The following is a 16,200-nucleotide window of genomic DNA, read 5'->3' on the forward strand; positions in this document are numbered from 1 at the left end:
GGACCCGGTGTTGTCCAGCCAGCGCAGCAGCGCGTAGAGGAAGCGCGTGGACCCCGGCATGAAGTTGTTGCCGTGGTGGTACGTCGGGTCGAGTGTGGTCGCGATGATCCGGCCCGGCGTGGTGACGGTGTCCTCGAACAGCATCATCCCGGCGTCGTGGAGGTCGCCGTTCTCGTCGGGCTCCTCCGACACCAGCAGCGGCACGACGTCCGCGTCGGTGTGCAGCAGGCCGTGGTGGTGCCAGATCGCCGATTTGTCGAAAGGTATTCCCACGCCTCGTGTTCGGGGCTACGGGTGCGGATCAACGGATCCTCGCCCTCGAGCCACCACCAGAAGTTGGTGGGCCGCGCCGTCCACGAAACCCCCGGCAACCACGTGTGCGCGGCGTTCTCGCCCAGCACCACGAGCGTGCCGCCACGCTGCGCGACCGCGAGGATCTGCGCGGTGTGCCTGCGAAGCAGTTCGGGGTGCAGACGGTCGGCAAGGATGACGGTGTCGAACGCGTCGAGGTCGCCGTCGGTCAGACCCGCGAGATACAGGAACTCGGGCTGGTGCGCGATCACCGCCGGATCCTTCAGCGTCTGCAGGTGGAAGTGGGATCCGCCGTGCACGAGTGCGAGCCGGCGGCGCGAGCGGGGTGCGCGGTCGGTGCGGGCGAACGGTTCGATGGCGGTCATGCCTGTGCCTCCTGCTGGCCGAGCCACGTCAGCAGCTGCGGGAAGATGCGCGCGGAGGTGTTCGGATCCTCCTGGTAGACAGCGAGATCGATGCCGCCGTGGACCAGCACCTGGCCCGTCCCGAGTGGGTAGACGTAGTCGACGGGCAGCGCGTGCCGGCCGATGCGGTTGGTGACCACGGCGCCGTGGGGCAGCTTCTGGCTGTAGCCGCGGCCGTAGAAGCCGGAGACGCCCCGCCGGAAGCTGACGTCGGCGGGATCGACGCCGTCCCACACGGGGTGCGGGTCGCCGGCGGTGATCGCCAGATCCTTGGGGCCCGAGTACTGCAGCTTGCGCCACTGGCCGAGGCCGGGCAGGAAGTCGGTGAGCGGGTGGCCCATGATCGCGATGCGGCCACCGGCGGTGACGAAGTCGGTGAGCACGCCGCGGCGCCGCTCGAGGAATATCTGGTCGCAGTTGCCGTTGATCAGGAGACCGTGCACGCCGGCGAGGTCCAAGGTGTCGAGGTCGTAGAGGTCGACCGGCCGGACCAGCCGGGCGGCGGTGGTGCCGCCCGACATGCCGGTGTTCGAACCCATCACCAGATGCAGGACGAGTGAAAGGGACTGCGGCGCAGCCGAATCGAGTGTCATCGAGGTACTTTCCAAGTGTGGCCGGTTCCCCGGCCGTGAAATTGTCGTAGCGGGTGTAGAGAACGGTGCGCGGGGCGCCGCGGTCGTCGACGGTGGCACTGACCACCTCGATGCCGTACAGCTCGGTGAGCATGCCGTCGGTGACCAGTTCGGTGACCGGGCCCAGCCGGATGTCCTCGGGTGCTCGCATCACGATGGCATTGCCGCCCAGGTGAAGGGCATGGTCCGGATGGTGCGTCGTGAGGAGGATTCCCATGCCGTCGACCGCGAGGTCGCGCAGCAGTTCCAGCACCCGGGCCTGATTGCGCAGGTCCAGCGCCGAGACAGGCTCGTCGAGGATCATGAACGTGGCGTCCGACGCCAGCGCCCGGGCAATCAGCACGAGCTGCCGCTGGCCACCGGACAGTTCGGCGAAGCTGCGCTGCGCGAGGTCGGTGATCCCGACGCACTCGAGCACCTCACGGGTGCGCGCGATGTCGGCCTTGCCGGGGACCGAGAACGCCGAGAGATTCTTCGCCCGGCCCATCATGACCATGTCGAACACCGAGTAAGCGAAGCTCGACAGGCTCGCCTGCGGGACGTACCCGATCGCATTGTCGCGCTCGACGTGCCCTTCGCGCAGCGGCGTCAGCCCGGCGATGCAGCGCAGCAGCGTCGTCTTGCCTTGGCCGTTGGGGCCCAGGATGGAGGTGATGCCGCCCTCGACCCGCAGGTTCGCGTGGCGGAACACCCAGTCGCGGCGGGGATAGTGGAAACCGCCGTCCCGCATTTCGAGGCCGCCATGAACCTCAAGCATCGATGAAGGCCTGTCTACGCGAATTCTGAAGCAGCAGAACGAACACCGGCGCACCGATGATCGCGGTCAGGATGCCGAGCGGGATCTCCCTGGAAGTGACGGTGCGCGAGAGCGTGTCGATGATCGTCAGATAGGCGGCGCCGAGAACGAACGTCGTCGGCATCGAGATCCGGTGATCGGGGCCCACCCACAGTCGGGCGAGGTGCGGAACCACCAGGCCCACCCAGCCGATCACGCCGGACACCGCGACGGCGCCGGCCGTCATGAGTGCGACCATCATCAGCAGCACCGCGCGCAGCTGTCCCGGGTTCACCCTGAGCGAGGCGGCGTCGTCGTCGCCGAGGGAGAGGATGTTGATCCGCCACCGCAGCGCCAGGATCAGCGCGGCGCCCAGCAGGATCGGCACGGCCGCGACCGCGACCTTCGCCATGTCGGCGGTCGCGAGAGACCCCATGAGCCAGAACACGATCGACGGCAGCGTCGAATACGGGTCGGCGATGTACGTGATGAACGAGACCAGCGCCGAGAAGAACGCGCTCGTCACCACGCCGCCGAGGACGATCATCAGGATCGCGCCGCCGGACCGGCTGCGCCCGATCAGTAGCACCATGCCGAGGGCCACGAGGCCGAACAGGAACGCGCCGCCGACGAGGAACGTCGAGCCGATGCCGAGCATGAGCGCCAACACGCCACCGAACGACGCACCGGAGGAGACGCCGAGGATCTGCGGGCTCACCAGGCGTTGCGCAGCGGCGCGACGATGTCGTCACCCTTGTCGCCCCACTGGATCACGACGTCCGGGTTCAGGCTCAGGATGTGCTCGACGTTCGGGACGAAGTCGTTGCCCGCGACCACCGGGGTGTCGAGGAACTGCGGGAACATCGTGCCCAGCATGCCTTTCGACGCCATCGAGATCGCGACCTGGTTGACACCGACGTTGCGGGCGGTGGACCGGTTACCTAGTCGGGTGGCCGGGGTTCGGTAGTGGCCGTGCACGGGCATCGCGAGCCGGCCTCCACGGCCCGCGATGCCCGCCGTGGTCAGGACATCCTGGCGATCACCGATTCCGCGTAGTGCTCCAGGTTCGCGATCTTACGATCCAGCGGCTCGGCGTCGGGCGCGACCTCGTAGGAGTTGCGGAAGCCCACGATTACGTCGGTGACGCCCTTGTCCTCGAGTCGTCGGACTCCGTCCACGGTGAACGCGTCCGCCGAGGCGACGTGGATTTCGAACGGCGTCTCCGCCTTGCCCTCGGCGGCGCGGATCTTCTGCAGCTTCCCCAGCATCCGATCGAGTTCGTCGGGGTCGCCGCCGGCGTGCGTCCATCCGTCGCCGCGCACCACGGCCCGGCGCAGCGCTGCGTCGCTGTGCCCTCCGATCAGGATCGGGACGGGTTGGGTGGGAACCGGATTGAGCTTGATCGACGGCACGTCGTAGATGTCACCGTGGTACTCGAAGTAGCCGCCGCCGGTGAGTCCCCGCACGATGTCGATCGCCTCGTCCGTGCGCTTGCCGCGTCGCTCCCACGGCACCCCCATCACCTGGAAGTCCTCGGGCCACGGGCTCACCCCGACGCCCAGCCGCAGCCGGTTGTTCGTCATGTATGCCACCGAGGCGGCCTGCTTGGCGACGAGCACCGGTGGGCGGATGGGGAGCTTGAGCACGAAGGTCGTGAACCGCAGCGTGTTCGTCGCCGCGCCCAGGGCCATGGCGAGGATCATCGCCTCCACGAACGGCTTGTTCTCGAGGAACTCGCGGTTCCCGTCGGGCGTATACGGGTAGACCGAATCCGAATCTTCCGGGTAGCAGATGCTGTCCGCAACTGTCATGGAGTCGAAGCCGACGCGTTCGGCGGCCTGCGCCAGCGGCACGTAGAAGGCGGGGTCGGTCATGGCCTCTGCGTAGGTGAATCGCACGGTGGTGTTCCTTCGGTCGAGTGGCGGTCGGCGAACCGACGCGACGGGGCAACGGATGTGGACCACGGCCGGGGGGCCGACCGAGCCTGTGGCCGACACTCCGCCCACCCATTCTGGAGTGGGGAAGATCACATGTCAGGAGCTGTCCCGCTGCGTGGGAGGGTCCCCGCCGGAACCCGGACCGCCGCGACATCCCAGCGGATGGGATTGCAGGTTTCGGTGCGCGGCGGACCTTCCTAGCCTCCACACCAGAACTAGGCGAAGGAGCACTATGACCACCCGTCCCGCACCGACCCCTACCCCCGCACGCGACATCACCGTCGACCTACTCGTCGTCGGGGCCGGCACCGGCATGGCCGCCGCCCTGACCGCGAACGAGTTGGGGCTGTCCACGCTCATCGTCGAGAAGACGAAGTACGTGGGCGGATCGACGGCCCGCTCGGGCGGTGCCTTCTGGCTGCCCGACAACCCGATCCTGCGTGAAGCGGGCGCCGGAGATTCTCGCGAGCGGGCGGAAACCTACGTGCGTTCCGTCGTCGGCGGCACAGCGCCCGCCGAACGCGGCACCGCCTTCGTCGAGAATTCTTCTGCCACGGTCGAATTGCTGCAGCGCACGACGCCGATGAAGTTCTTCTGGGCCGAGGGCTACTCGGATTACCACCCCGAGCTGCCGGGCGGATCGGCGATCGGTCGCACCTGTGAGTGCCGCCCGTTCGACGCCTCGGTCCTCGGGGCGGAGCGGCCGCGTCTGCGCCCGGGCCTGATGGAAGCGCCTATGCCGATGCCCACCACCGGCGCCGACTACAAGTGGATGAACCTCATGGCGCGGGTGCCCACCAAGGGCATCCCGCGTGTCGTCAAGCGTCTCGCCCAGGGAGTCGGTGGCCTCGCGCTGCGCCGCGAGTACATGGCCGGTGGACAGGCGTTGGCTGCGGGTCTGTTCGCAGGCGTGGTGCGCGCGGGCGTTCCCGTCTGGACCGAGACCGAGCTGGTGCGTCTGGTCACGGAGGGCGATCGGGTCACGGGCGCCGTCGTCGCGCAGGGCGGCCGCGAGGTCACCGTCACCGCGCGCCGGGGCGTGGTGCTCGCGGCCGGCGGGTTCGACCACGACATGGCGATGCGGCACAAGTACCAGTCCGAGCAGCTCGGTGATCACGAGAGCCTCGGTGCGGAAGGCAATACCGGTGACGCGATCCGGCTCGCGCAGGAGGTCGGTGCCACCACCGGTCTGATGGATCAGGCGTGGTGGTTCCCCGCCGTGGCGGCCCTGCCCGGTCGCCCGCCGACCGTGATGCTCGCCGAGCGTTCGCTGCCCGGGTCGTTCATCGTCGATCAGGCCGGTCGCCGGTTCATCAACGAGTCCATCGACTACATGTCCTACGGGCAGAAGGTTCTCGAGCGCGAGCGCGCCGGTGACCCGGTGGAGTCGATGTGGATCGTGTTCGACCAGAAGTACCGCAACAGCTACATTTTCGCGGCCGGACTGTTCCCGCGTCAGCCGCTTCCGGAGTCGTGGTACAAGGCCGGCATCGCCCACCAGGCGTCCGATGCGGCCGAACTGGCCCGCAAGGTCGGCCTTCCCGAGCAGGCGTTCGCGGAGACGTTCCGAAAGTTCAACGAGGACGCGGCAACCGGAACCGACAGCGAGTTCCGGCGGGGCCAGAGCGCCTACGACCGCTACTACGGCGACCCGACCCAGCAGCCGAACCCCAACCTGCGGCCGCTGACGGGCGGATCGCTCTACGCGGTGAAGATGACGCTCAGCGATCTCGGCACGTGCGGCGGTGTCCAGGCCGACGAGCGGGCGCGCGTCGTGCGCGAGGACGGCAGCCCGGTCGAGGGCCTGTATGCCATCGGCAACACCGCGGCCAATGCGTTCGGCCACACCTACCCCGGGGCGGGGGCAACGATCGGGCAGGGTCTCGTGTTCGGCTACATCGCCGCACGCGACGCCGCCGAGCGGTCGCCGCAGTCCTGACCCAGCACCACCCCTTCTGAAGCGTCGGAGCTGCATGCGGCGGGAGACTCCCGCCGTATGCAGCTCCGCGGCGTTTTCGGCGTCAGCAGGCTGACGCTGCGGTTCTCAGCCGTTCGCGAACAGGCGGATCCGCTGCTCGCGGCTGCGCTCGAGGTGCGTCCGCATGTGTTCGCGGGCCGCCCGCTCGTCGCGGGCTCGGATCGCCTCGAGGATGAGGTTGTGCTCGGTGTTGAGGAGGTCGGGCTCGCCGTAGTTCGACGGCGGGCCGCTGTCGTAGATCCGCAACTGGGTCGTGAGGCGGATCAGCAGCGACGTGATTGTCGTGTTGTGGGCTGCCTGCCACAGTGCCTCGTGGAACCGGAAGTTTCCGCTCCGTACCTGCACGTCGTCGGCGGCGTGGCAGCAGGAATCGTGCAGTCGTTCCAGTCTCGCCATGTCGAGGTCCGTGTGTCGCAGGGCGGCGGCGCCGGCCGCCTCGGACTCGAGTGCGACCCGTGCGGCGTAGATCTCGATCACATCCTCGGGCGTTCCGGAGCGGACCCGGAACCCGCGCGCGGCGCGTTCGAGCAGCCCGTCGTGGGCGAGCCAGTTGAGCGCCTCCCGGATGGGGGTGCGGGAGGCGCCGTAGGACTCGACGAGTTGCGTCTCGTGCAGTGCCGCGCCCTGCGGAAACTTGCCGTCGAGGATGTCTGCGCGCAGGCGTAGGTACTGCTTGGACGTCTGATCGGAGCGGCCGGAGGCGTCGCCGGGTGTGAGCGGGCCAAGATCCGTCAGTTCGTCCCCGTGCGTCATCGATGCCCCATCTGTCGTGTCTCTTTCCGGACCCGATGATTATGCCACCGACGACGTCTGAATACTTGCGTATACGCAAGTCGTCATTTACGTTCGTGTACGTCGTCGTCGAAGGATGTGGAAGTTGCGTAGCGCTGAGTGGCCCCTGGTTCAGACGGAGGAACTCGTCTCCGAGCTCGGGGGTGCGGTCCGGCCCGTCGTTCTCGACGTGACGCTCCAACTCGCGCCGGCCAGATTCGACGGTGACTACCGTCCGGAGTCCGGTGCCGGACTGTGGCGTGACGCCCACGTGCCGGGGTCGCGGCACATCGACCTGCTCACCAGTTTCTCCGACACCGCCAAGGAGTTGCACTTCAGCCGGCCGCCGGTGAGGCAGCTTGCGGAAGAGCTTGCGCAGCTGGGCATCTCGTGGGACTCCGACGTCGTCGTCTACGACCAGGGGTCGATGACGTGGGCATCGCGGTTCTGGTGGCTGCTGCGCAGCGTCGGCATCCACGCCCGCGTCCTCGACGGCGGACTCGCCCGGTGGCGTGCGTCGGGCCTGCCCGTGGAGTCCGGCGACGAGGTCCCGGCGCTTCTGCCGGTCGACGCCGCCTCGGACGTCGAGTACCTGCCGCGGTGGGTGGACCGAGGCGACGTGGCCGCGATCAGCGACGGCACGGCGCCCGGCGCCCTGGTCTGCGCGCTCGCCCCGGGTCAGTTCTCCGGCGCCGAGAAGACCCGCTACTCGCGTCGCGGCCACATCCCCGGAAGCCGGAACCTGTCGGCGAAGAGCCTGCTCGACGAGACCGGCCGGATGCGTGACGTGGAAGAGGTGCGTGCCCTCGCCGCCGGCGCGCTGGCCGGCGCCGTCGACCCGGTGGTCGTGTACTGCGGCGGCGGTATCTCCGCGTGCCTGTCGGCGCTCGGCCTGGTGCTGGCCGGGTACGACGACATCAAGATCTACGACGGCTCTCTCGAGGAGTGGACTGCGGATCCGGCGCTGCCACTCGTGACCCTTCCCGGCGGTGATCAGTGACCCGATGTCGTAGGTCCTGATCCGCGTTCGCCCGAATCACGCCCTCCCCAAGGACTTTTCATGACCGAAGCTGTCACCGGCGGCCACCTCGCCGATGCCCTGGACGCGTTGCGCGCCCAGGTGCCCCTCGTCCACTCGCTCACCAACATCGTGTCCGCGAACTTCCTCACCAACGTCGTGCTCGCGGCCGGCGCCAGCAACGCCCACATCGACAATGCGCACGAGGCCGCCGGTTTCGCGCGCATCGCCGGTGGCGTGCTGGTCAATCTCGGCACTCCCGACGACGGCACCGCCGCGGCGTTCACGCTCGCCGCGGAGGCCGCGCACGATGCCGGCACGCCCTGGGTGCTGGACCCGGTCGGCGTCGGCGGGCTGCCGTGGCGCAGTGGACTGGCCGTCGACCTGCTGAAGCATCGGCCGACCGCCATCCGCGGCAACGCGTCCGAGATCATCGCGCTGGCCGGCCTCGGTGGCGACACCCGGGGTGTCGACAGCTCCGACGACCCGGCTGCCGCAGTTCCCGCCGCCGTCGCGCTGCTCGCCCATGCCGACGCGGTCTCGGCGTCCGGTCCGGTGGACCACCTCGTCGGACGTGACGTCGACGGCAACGTGGTCGGTGTCCGCATCGGTGGTGGCAGCGACATGCTGCCGCGGGTGACCTCCACCGGGTGCTCGCTCGGCGGACTCGTGGCGGCCTACCTGGCGGTTGCACCGACACCGCTGATCGGGCTCGCTGCCGCGCATGCCCACGTCGCGGTCGCGTCCGAGATCGCGCAGGAGACGTCGTCGGGTCCCGGCTCGTTCGCCGTCGCGTACCTCGACGCCCTGTACACCGTCGATGCCGCAACCCTCGCCGGGCGCGCCCGCATCGAGACGATCGACCCGACCGCAATCGCCGTGGAGGCTGGAAACCGATGAGCGTCAAGACTTTCTGGTACCTCACGCAGGCAGACGGTGACTATCCGTGGACGCCGGGCGGGCTGTTCCCGGTCGACGGGCAGCGTCAGATCGAACTCGCGAAGACCATCGACGACGGTGGTTTCGACGGCGCACTCGTCGCGACGTGGCCCAACGACCCGTTCGTGTCGGCGACGTGGGCGGCCTCGCACACCTCGCGGATGAAGTTCCTCGTCGCGGTGTACGCGAACATGATCCCGGCCCGGCTGCTCGCCGAGAAGGCGCTCACCTTCGACGCGTTCAGCGGCGGTCGGTTGATGATCAACTCGGTCAACGGTCGCGACAACATCCTCACCAAGTACGACATGAACGTCGAACACGACCGGCGTTACGAGTTGGGGGAGCAGTACTGGGCGGACTTCCGTCGGTACTACCGGGAGGGCACCGAGTCGAACTTCCCGAACACGCCGCTGCGCATCGACCCGCTCGCCGACCGCGAGGTGCCGCTGTGGGGCACCGGTGATTCGCCTGCGGGACTGGAGAACTCGGGCAAGGTGCTCGATGCGTACCTCGCGATGCTGCGCGAGACATCGTTCATCGAGGACAAGTTCGACGGTGCCCGCAGGGCGTCGGCCGCGGCCGGTCGCGAGTTCACCGACTTCGGCGCGCTGTCCGGTGTCATCGTCCGCCCGAGCCGAGACGAGGCGATCGAGCGCTTCCGATCGCTGTTCGAGAAGGCCGGCATCGACCAGATCAACGACATCCTGGACAAGGCGGTGCGCAGGCGCACGGGCGGCGAACAGGACCTGCGCACTTTCACCGCGCGGGACGCCCAGCGGCAGGGCTGGGTCGACACTATCGTCGCCGGCAAGATCCCCGAACCCGATGACCTGTACCTCGGCGACGGCCTGTACGCGGGTATCACCGCGTGGTCACCGCTGGACATCTTCGCGACCGGGTCGTCCGCTGTGTACTACGTGGGCGCGCCGGACGAGGTCACCGGCCACGTCCGGACCTTGCGTGAGCGCACCGGGCTGACCGGCCTGATCCTCGCGGGCTGGCCGCTGATCGACGAGGCGAAGCAGGTGGCCGAGCACCTGATTCCGCGGTTCGCCGAGATCGACTGATCGATCCACACGTACGGGAGGCCGCGCGGCGCGTGGCCTCCCGTCGTCGTTGACGCGGTCGGAGCATGCGAGAACAGTGAGGAGTGGTTCGTTCCGTACGACCGCTGGAGGTATCCGATGGTCACCGCCGCACTGCTGGTCCGCGTCGAGGCGAAACGCGGCAAGGAAAACGAGGCGGCACAGTTCCTCGAGAGTGCCCTGGCGCTCGTGCAGGAGGAACCCGACACCGTCGCGTGGTTCGCCCTCCAGTTCGGGCCCGCCACCTTCGGCATCTTCGACGCCTTCCCCGACGACGCCGGCCGCCAGGCCCATCTCGCGGGCAAGGTCGCCGCGGCGCTCATGGCGCGGGCCGACGAACTCTTCGTCGGGCACCCCCACATCAGCAAGGTCGACATCCTGGCGGCCAAGCTACCGGGCTGACGTCGTATGTCGCCGTAGACCACTACCTTTCGGCTGGTCATCCTCCGCCCGCGTGCCGGTAATGTCCGGTTCGCGGACCGTTCAGTTCCGTTTGGTCTCATCGCTGCGCCATAGCGGCAGACGATGAGGAGAGTGGTGTGATGACTTCGCTGACACGGCGTCAGGCAATGAAGGCGTTCACGGTGGCTGCAGGAACGGCGGCCCTCGGTGCGGGGGCGATCGGCACGGCCGCGTCCGCCGGAGCGTTCCCGTTCCAGGAAGTGCGCGTCCTGTCCATCAATCTCTGGCACAGCGGGAGCAAGATCCCGAACGGTCTCGAGCGGGTCGCCGACATCATCGAGTCCACCCGGGCATCGATCGTGTTGCTCTCCGAATCGGGCGACGCGACAACTGCGCTCGCCGACATCCTCGGCCGGCGAGGGTCCCGGTTCCACACCGCCACGTCGTCGGACACCGGCATCCTGTCCCGGTTCCCGGTCGAGGAGACGGGCGCGCTGGACTACATGGTCAAGGCGGTCGTGTCGGTGCCGGGCGGACCAGAGCTCGCCGTGTACTCGGCGCACCTCGAGTACCGGTGGTACGCGACGTACCTTCCGCGCGGGTACGGCGGCGGGATCCCCAGCCCGGGCGAGTTCTCGCAGTTCGGCTGGGGCAAGATGCCGGGTCCTGTCACCGACCCGGACGTGGTCCAGCGAGTCAACATCGACTCGGGCCGTCCTGCCGTGATTTCCGCGTTCCTGGAGGATGCGGCGCTGGAACGGGAGAAGGGAAGGTCGGTCATCATCGGCGGCGACTTCAACGAGCCGTCGAACCTGGACTGGACGGCGGAGGCCAGGGACCTGTTCGACCACAACGGCGTCGTGTTGCCGTGGGAATCGACCCGGCTGCTCGAGCAGGCCGGATATGCCGATTCCTACCGGCGGATGTACCCGAACCCGGTGACCCACCCCGGGTTCACCTGGCCGGCCGGAAATCCCGACGTCCCCGTCTCCGAACTCACGTGGGCGCCCGAGGCCGACGAGCGAGACCGCATCGACTACATCTTCGCCAGCCGGAACTCCCGCCTGCGCCTGACGTCGGCCGGCATCGTCGGACCGCGGGAGTCGATCGTCCGCAACGAGCGGGTGATCGAGAGCACGCAGGACCGATTCGTCGACTCCCCGCTGCCGTGGCCCACCGACCACAAGGCCGTCATGGCGACCTACCGGTGCCTGCCGGCGCTCGGTGGATCCGCCTCCTGACCGACCGATTCGCGCCCGGCGACTACGTAACGGCGCTGTGATGACCCCCGTCACAGCGCCGTCACGGCTCCGAGAGTGACCGGCAACACACGTAGTCCGAGGTATATGCGCTGGTCAGAGTGGGTTTTCTGAGGCGCGTAGGTAGCCGGGGGACGAAACAGGTACCCATGCGGGTAGATCTACCGGTGTATCGATCCGGTAACGACGGAACTCTGGGTTGTGCCCGAACACCGATGCCAGACCAAGTGTCGGACCACAGCAAGACTCGGAGGACCCTCGAATGGCCCTGAAGAACACCCGCTTGACCCGTACCACCCGCGGCCTGCTGCTCGGCGCCGTCGCCGCCGGCGCGATCATGATCCCCGCCGCTCCCGCCATGGCGCAGCCGTTCACGGCGCCCAGCTGGGGCAGCAGCTCGGTCGAGGTCACCCCGGTCGCCGGCTCCACCGGCCAGGCCGCCGCGAACGCAGCCCAGTCCAAGATCGGCTCACCCTACGTGTGGGGCGCGACCGGCCCGAACTCGTTCGACTGCTCCGGCCTCGTCCAGTGGTCCTACAAGCAGGCCGGCAAGTCCGTCCCGCGTACCAGCTACGACCAGGTCTCGGGCGGCACCCCCGTCTCCAAGTCGAACCTGCAGCCCGGTGACGTCATCGGCTTCTACGGCTCGGATCACGTCGGCATCTACATCGGCAACGGCAAGGTCGTCCACGCGCCCACCGAGGGTGACGTCGTCAAGGTCTCGCCCGTCGACTCCATGCCCTTCTCCGGCGCGAGCCGCTACTGATCAGAGCCTCGTGCTCTGACGAACGAGCTACGAGCCCGTCACTCCGATCGGAGTGACGGGCTCGTCCCATCCGGGCCGAGCAGATAGAAGTCCCGGCGTGCGGCCACGAACGCCTCGACAGTCTGTGCCGGCACGCCGGTCAGGCGCCAGGCGTCGTCGGTCGCGCGGTCGTAGCGATTCTCCCGGTGCAGCCGGGCCATGGTTGCGATGTGTTGCTCGGTGTGTCGTGGCAGTCCCGCCTTCGGGAGCACATCGGCCAGCCACCGGTCCGGCGGTACGTCCACATAGCGCACCGAGCGCCCGAGCGCCCGTGAGAACTCCTCGGCCACGCCGACCATGTCGAGAGTGCGTGGACCCGTCAGTTCGTAGACATCGCCCTCGAGCGCGGTCGCAACGGTCTCGGGCCTGGTCAGATCGCCGACGACAACCTCCACACCCATCGCGCGCAACTCGTCGGCGCGATCATCGACGCGGCGGACCATCACACGAACCGGTACATCGAGCGCGCGCAGTCGGTCGACGATGACGCGGCCCACGCCGCCGGCGCCGGGAACGAGAACAACGTTGTCGGCATCCATCGGTCGGTCTCCGTCCGCGTGGAAAGCGTGATCGAACCTGTCTCTGGTGCGTCGAGCCCTTTTGGCATGCACCTCGGCTCGCGGCGCCAGTCGTGCATGTGGCACTTCAATCAGGCTAGGCCGCTCGGGAACGTACCGGAGTTCGCTGCCGCATCCGTGGCCGGATACAGACGAGTCGACCCGCTCGGCGATCGGATCTGTGATCGCGGAGCGGGTCGACTCGGGAACTGCTGGGGGACGGACGCGGGTGGCGTCACGTAGTGCAGCAGGTCAGCGCACTATCTGACTCAGCAGTCGTAGTACAGCGAGAACTCGTACGGGTGCGGACGCAGGTTGACCGGGGCGATCTCCTGCTCGCGCTTGAGCGAGATCCAGGTCTCGATCAGGTCGGTGGTGAAGACGCCACCCTCGGTCAGGTAGTCGTGATCCTGCTCGAGGCGATCGATGACCGCGTTCAGGCTGGTGGGGGCCTGCGGGATGTTGCGGGCCTCCTCCGGCGGGAGCTCGTAGAGATCCTTGTCGACCGGAGCCATCGGCTCGATCTTGTTCTTGATGCCGTCCAGGCCGGCCATCATCTGCGCCGCGAAGTTCAGGTACGGGTTGCCCGACGAGTCCGGTGCGCGGAACTCGAGGCGCTTGGCCTTCGGGTTGTTGCCCGTGATCGGGATACGCACGGCCGCGGAACGGTTGCGCTGGCTGTACACCAGGTTGATGGGGGCCTCGTAGCCCGGCACCAGGCGGTGGTAGGAGTTGATCGTCGGGTTCGTGAACGCGAGCAGCGACGGCGCGTGGTGCAGGATGCCGCCGATGTACCAGCGAGCCAGGTCCGACAGGCCCGCGTAACCGGCCTCGTCGTGGAACAGCGGCTTGCCGTCCTTCCACAGCGACTGGTGCACGTGCATGCCCGAGCCGTTGTCGCCGAACAGCGGCTTCGGCATGAAGGTGGCCGACTTGCCGTACTGCCAGCAGGTGTTCTTCACGATGTACTTGAACAGCTGCAGGTCGTCGGCCGCCGCGAGCAGCGTGTTGAACTTGTAGTTGATCTCCTGCTGACCACCGGTGCCCACCTCGTGGTGACCGCGCTCGAGCTCGAAGCCGGCGTTGGTCAGGTTGGTCGAGATCGCGTCACGCAGGTCGACGTAGTGGTCGTACGGGGCGACGGGGAAGTAGCCACCCTTGGCGCGGACCTTGTAGCCGAGGTTGGGGCTGCCGTCGGCGTTGACCTCGGCGCCGGTGTTCCATGCACCCGAGATCGAGTCCACCTCGTAGAATGCGCCGTTCATGGCCGAGTCGTAGCGGACCGAGTCGAAGATGTAGAACTCGGCCTCGGCGCCGAAGAAGGCGGTGTCGGCGATGCCGGTGCTGACCAGGTACTCCTCGGCCTTACGGGCGACGTTGCGCGGGTCGCGGCTGTAGGCCTCGCGGGTGAACGGGTCGTGGACGAAGAAGTCCATGTTCAGCGTGCGTGCCTTGCGGAACGGATCGATCCGCGCGGTCGACACGTCGGGGAGCAGCATCATGTCGGACTCGTGGATCGACTGGAAGCCGCGGACCGAGGAGCCGTCGAACGCGAGGCCGTCCTCGAACACGTCCTGGTTGAACGCGGACGCGGGGATGGAGAAGTGCTGCTGAACGCCGGGCAGGTCGCTGAATCGGATGTCCACGTACTCGACTTCTTGGTCGGCGATGTACTTGATGACCTCTTCGGCTGTGGTGAAAGCCACGTTGGTGCTCCTTCAGTCGGTTACCTGCCGGTTGGGTTTCGGCGGTTTCGTCGAGGCAAGACGGTAGAGAGCCGGTGTTGCCCGTTAATCAAGCCTATGTTTCGCGGGTGTTACACGTCGGAGTTCGCTCGACGTACGCGCGGTGAATGTGACCAGATACACCGGTCACGGGTGTGACGAGCGGCACCGATGGGGCGACGGCCCGCCGGTATGCGCACGTCGACGCCTATCCTGGACGGCATGTCACGTATGACCGGCTCCTGGCTCTCCGGACCTTCCGCGGCTCTGCCCAAGGATCAGACGCAGGCGCAGGCCTACCGCGGCGAACTGCTGGGCCTGCCGGCCGACGGACCGGGCGCCCTGACCTCGACCGGCCGCCGCATCGCCGCGCTGGCGATCGACTGGTTCACCTCGGCCGGCGTCGTGATGCTGCTGATCGGCGAGGCGCCCCTCGAGAACTCCCTCGTCGGCACCTACACGCTGATGCTGTGGTTCGCCGTCGGCCTCGTGTGCGTCTCGCTGTTCTCGTTCACCCCGGGCCAGTACATGATGGGCCTGCAGGTGGCCCGCGTCGACGGCCCGGTGCGCGTCGGTTTCCTGCGGGCCCTGGCCCGGCAGGCGCTCATTGTGTTCATCGCGCCCGCCGTCATCACCGACGTCGACGGACGCGGCATGCACGACCGCGCCACCGGCACCGCGCTCGTCCGCACCCGCTGAGCGAGTCGCCCCACCCGTGAAACGCCGAATGTCACATCGGTTCAGTCCGACTGAACCGATGTGACATTCGGTCACATGGGGGAGCGGTGCGTCAGCGACGACGGATCGTGCGCTGCATGCCCTTCATCTTCGCGCCGGGCGGCAGCGGGCCCTTGGGGAGCGCGGAGCCGCTGCGGCTACCGAGGGCAGCCAGGCGGGACTCGATGGTGTCCATCCGCTTGGTGTCGATGTTGCGCGGCAGCTTGCCCAGGTGCTTGGCCAGCTGCGACAGCGGGACCTGGCCCTCCTCGTTGCCGACGATGAAGTCGTAGATCGGGGTGTCGCCGACCAGTCGCGCGGTCTTCTTCTTCTCCTGCGCGAGCAGACCCTTGACGCGCTGCGGCGAACCCTCGGCGACCAGGATCACGCCGGGTCGGCCGATCACACGGTGCACCGCGTCGAGCTGGGTGGTGCCGGTGACCGCATTCGTCACGCGCCACGAACCCTGCATGTTCTCGAGTGCCCACGCGGCCGCGCCGGCCTGACCCTCGGCCTTGCCGTAGACGGTCTTCTGGACACGCTTGCCGAAGATGATGAAGCCGAGCAGGACGCCGATGAGGATGCCGATCGGCAGCAGGAACCACTCGATCCCGAAGATGAGGCCGATCAGGAAGAACACGACGGCGCTGAGCACCAGCGTGCCGATCAGCAGCGGCAGCAGCAGCTTGTCTTCCTTGCGCTGCATCTGGAACGCCTGCCAGAGCTGAGTCCGGCGTTCCTTGGACGCCTGCTTGCGGGCCGCCTTCGCCGCAGCCTTCGCTTCCTTGCTTGGTTTGCCCGCTTTTCCGGACTTACTGCCGTTCGCCATACCTCACAGGATACGACCCTCACCGCGCCCGACTACGCGCGCGGTGAGGGGACCGA

15 protein-coding genes and 3 pseudogenes are annotated in these 16,200 nt (G+C 67.9%); 8 read left to right on the forward strand and 10 right to left on the reverse strand.

Annotation, left to right across the window (positions count from 1 at the left end):
* The 6 genes and pseudogenes from DEU38_RS06100 to DEU38_RS06125 form a co-directional block, all read right to left on the reverse strand.
* Window positions 1–677, reverse strand: a pseudogene (locus DEU38_RS06100) (hypothetical protein); the annotation flags it as partial.
* On the reverse strand, window positions 674–1,255 hold the full coding sequence (locus tag DEU38_RS06105) for a hypothetical protein (protein ID WP_258557646.1): 582 nt from the start codon (window positions 1,253–1,255) through the stop codon (window positions 674–676). The gene DEU38_RS06105 and the pseudogene DEU38_RS06100, both read right to left, overlap by 4 nt.
* Before the next feature lie 340 nt (window positions 1,256–1,595).
* A pseudogene (locus DEU38_RS29005) lies at window positions 1,596–2,105 on the reverse strand (ABC transporter ATP-binding protein); the annotation flags it as partial.
* Window positions 2,098–2,844, reverse strand: a pseudogene (locus DEU38_RS06115) (FecCD family ABC transporter permease); the annotation flags it as partial. The pseudogenes DEU38_RS06115 and DEU38_RS29005, both read right to left, overlap by 8 nt.
* On the reverse strand, window positions 2,838–3,107 hold the full coding sequence (locus DEU38_RS06120) for a hypothetical protein (RefSeq protein WP_258557647.1): 270 nt from the start codon (window positions 3,105–3,107) through the stop codon (window positions 2,838–2,840). The gene DEU38_RS06120 and the pseudogene DEU38_RS06115, both read right to left, overlap by 7 nt.
* A 38-nt stretch (window positions 3,108–3,145) precedes the next feature.
* On the reverse strand, window positions 3,146–4,021 hold the full coding sequence (locus DEU38_RS06125) for a TIGR03619 family F420-dependent LLM class oxidoreductase (protein WP_114719225.1): 876 nt from the start codon (window positions 4,019–4,021) through the stop codon (window positions 3,146–3,148).
* Window positions 4,022–4,292: 271 nt separating this feature from the next.
* On the opposite strand from DEU38_RS06125, the gene DEU38_RS06130 reads away from it, so the two are divergent.
* Window positions 4,293–5,999, forward strand: coding sequence for a 3-ketosteroid-delta-1-dehydrogenase (locus tag DEU38_RS06130; RefSeq protein ID WP_114719226.1), 1,707 nt, complete (start codon window positions 4,293–4,295; stop codon window positions 5,997–5,999).
* Window positions 6,000–6,104: 105 nt separating this feature from the next.
* Here the strand turns inward: DEU38_RS06130 and DEU38_RS06135 are convergent, their stop codons facing one another.
* Window positions 6,105–6,791 carry a GntR family transcriptional regulator gene (locus DEU38_RS06135; protein ID WP_114719227.1) on the reverse strand — a complete coding sequence of 229 codons (687 nt, stop codon included), beginning with the start codon at window positions 6,789–6,791 and terminating at the stop codon, window positions 6,105–6,107.
* Window positions 6,792–6,906: 115 nt separating this feature from the next.
* Between DEU38_RS06135 and DEU38_RS06140 the strand changes: the two genes are divergently transcribed.
* The 6 genes from DEU38_RS06140 (at window position 6,907) to DEU38_RS06165 (ending at window position 12,278) form a co-directional block, all read left to right on the forward strand.
* Entirely contained in the window at window positions 6,907–7,809 is a 903-nt protein-coding gene (locus tag DEU38_RS06140) for a sulfurtransferase (protein ID WP_114719228.1), read from the forward strand.
* A 60-nt stretch (window positions 7,810–7,869) separates the two neighbouring features.
* The gene (thiM, locus tag DEU38_RS06145) at window positions 7,870–8,727 is read left to right on the forward strand and encodes a hydroxyethylthiazole kinase (protein WP_114719229.1); all 858 of its coding nucleotides are present in this window, start codon (window positions 7,870–7,872) and stop codon (window positions 8,725–8,727) included.
* Window positions 8,724–9,833 carry an LLM class flavin-dependent oxidoreductase gene (locus DEU38_RS06150; RefSeq protein ID WP_114719230.1) on the forward strand — a complete coding sequence of 370 codons (1,110 nt, stop codon included), beginning with the start codon at window positions 8,724–8,726 and terminating at the stop codon, window positions 9,831–9,833. The genes thiM and DEU38_RS06150 overlap by 4 nt, the downstream gene beginning before the upstream one ends.
* Before the next feature lie 117 nt (window positions 9,834–9,950).
* Entirely contained in the window at window positions 9,951–10,253 is a 303-nt protein-coding gene (locus tag DEU38_RS06155) for a putative quinol monooxygenase (protein WP_114719231.1), read from the forward strand.
* A 140-nt stretch (window positions 10,254–10,393) separates the two neighbouring features.
* A complete protein-coding gene (locus DEU38_RS06160) occupies window positions 10,394–11,494 on the forward strand; it encodes an endonuclease/exonuclease/phosphatase family protein (RefSeq protein ID WP_114719232.1) in 1,101 nt (366 codons plus the stop codon).
* A gap of 280 nt (window positions 11,495–11,774) precedes the next feature.
* Window positions 11,775–12,278, forward strand: coding sequence for a C40 family peptidase (locus DEU38_RS06165; protein WP_114719233.1), 504 nt, complete (start codon window positions 11,775–11,777; stop codon window positions 12,276–12,278).
* A gap of 38 nt (window positions 12,279–12,316) precedes the next feature.
* On the opposite strand, the gene DEU38_RS06170 is transcribed toward DEU38_RS06165, so the two are convergent.
* Both DEU38_RS06170 and glnA read right to left on the reverse strand, forming a co-directional pair.
* The gene (locus DEU38_RS06170; RefSeq protein ID WP_114719234.1) at window positions 12,317–12,856 is read right to left on the reverse strand and encodes an NAD(P)H-binding protein; all 540 of its coding nucleotides are present in this window, start codon (window positions 12,854–12,856) and stop codon (window positions 12,317–12,319) included.
* 287 nt (window positions 12,857–13,143) lie between these two features.
* The gene (glnA, locus tag DEU38_RS06180; RefSeq protein ID WP_114719235.1) at window positions 13,144–14,580 is read right to left on the reverse strand and encodes a type I glutamate--ammonia ligase; all 1,437 of its coding nucleotides are present in this window, start codon (window positions 14,578–14,580) and stop codon (window positions 13,144–13,146) included.
* 240 nt (window positions 14,581–14,820) lie between these two features.
* On the opposite strand from glnA, the gene DEU38_RS06185 reads away from it, so the two are divergent.
* Window positions 14,821–15,297 (forward strand): RDD family protein, encoded by a 477-nt coding sequence (locus DEU38_RS06185; protein WP_114719413.1) that lies wholly within the window; start codon window positions 14,821–14,823, stop codon window positions 15,295–15,297.
* Between the two features lie 91 nt (window positions 15,298–15,388).
* On the opposite strand, the gene DEU38_RS06190 is transcribed toward DEU38_RS06185, so the two are convergent.
* The gene (locus DEU38_RS06190) at window positions 15,389–16,144 is read right to left on the reverse strand and encodes a DUF4191 domain-containing protein (RefSeq protein ID WP_114719236.1); all 756 of its coding nucleotides are present in this window, start codon (window positions 16,142–16,144) and stop codon (window positions 15,389–15,391) included.
* Window positions 16,145–16,200 lie beyond the last annotated feature (56 nt).

Source organism: Rhodococcus sp. AG1013 (assembly GCF_003350365.1).
Classification (GTDB): domain Bacteria; phylum Actinomycetota; class Actinomycetes; order Mycobacteriales; family Mycobacteriaceae; genus Prescottella.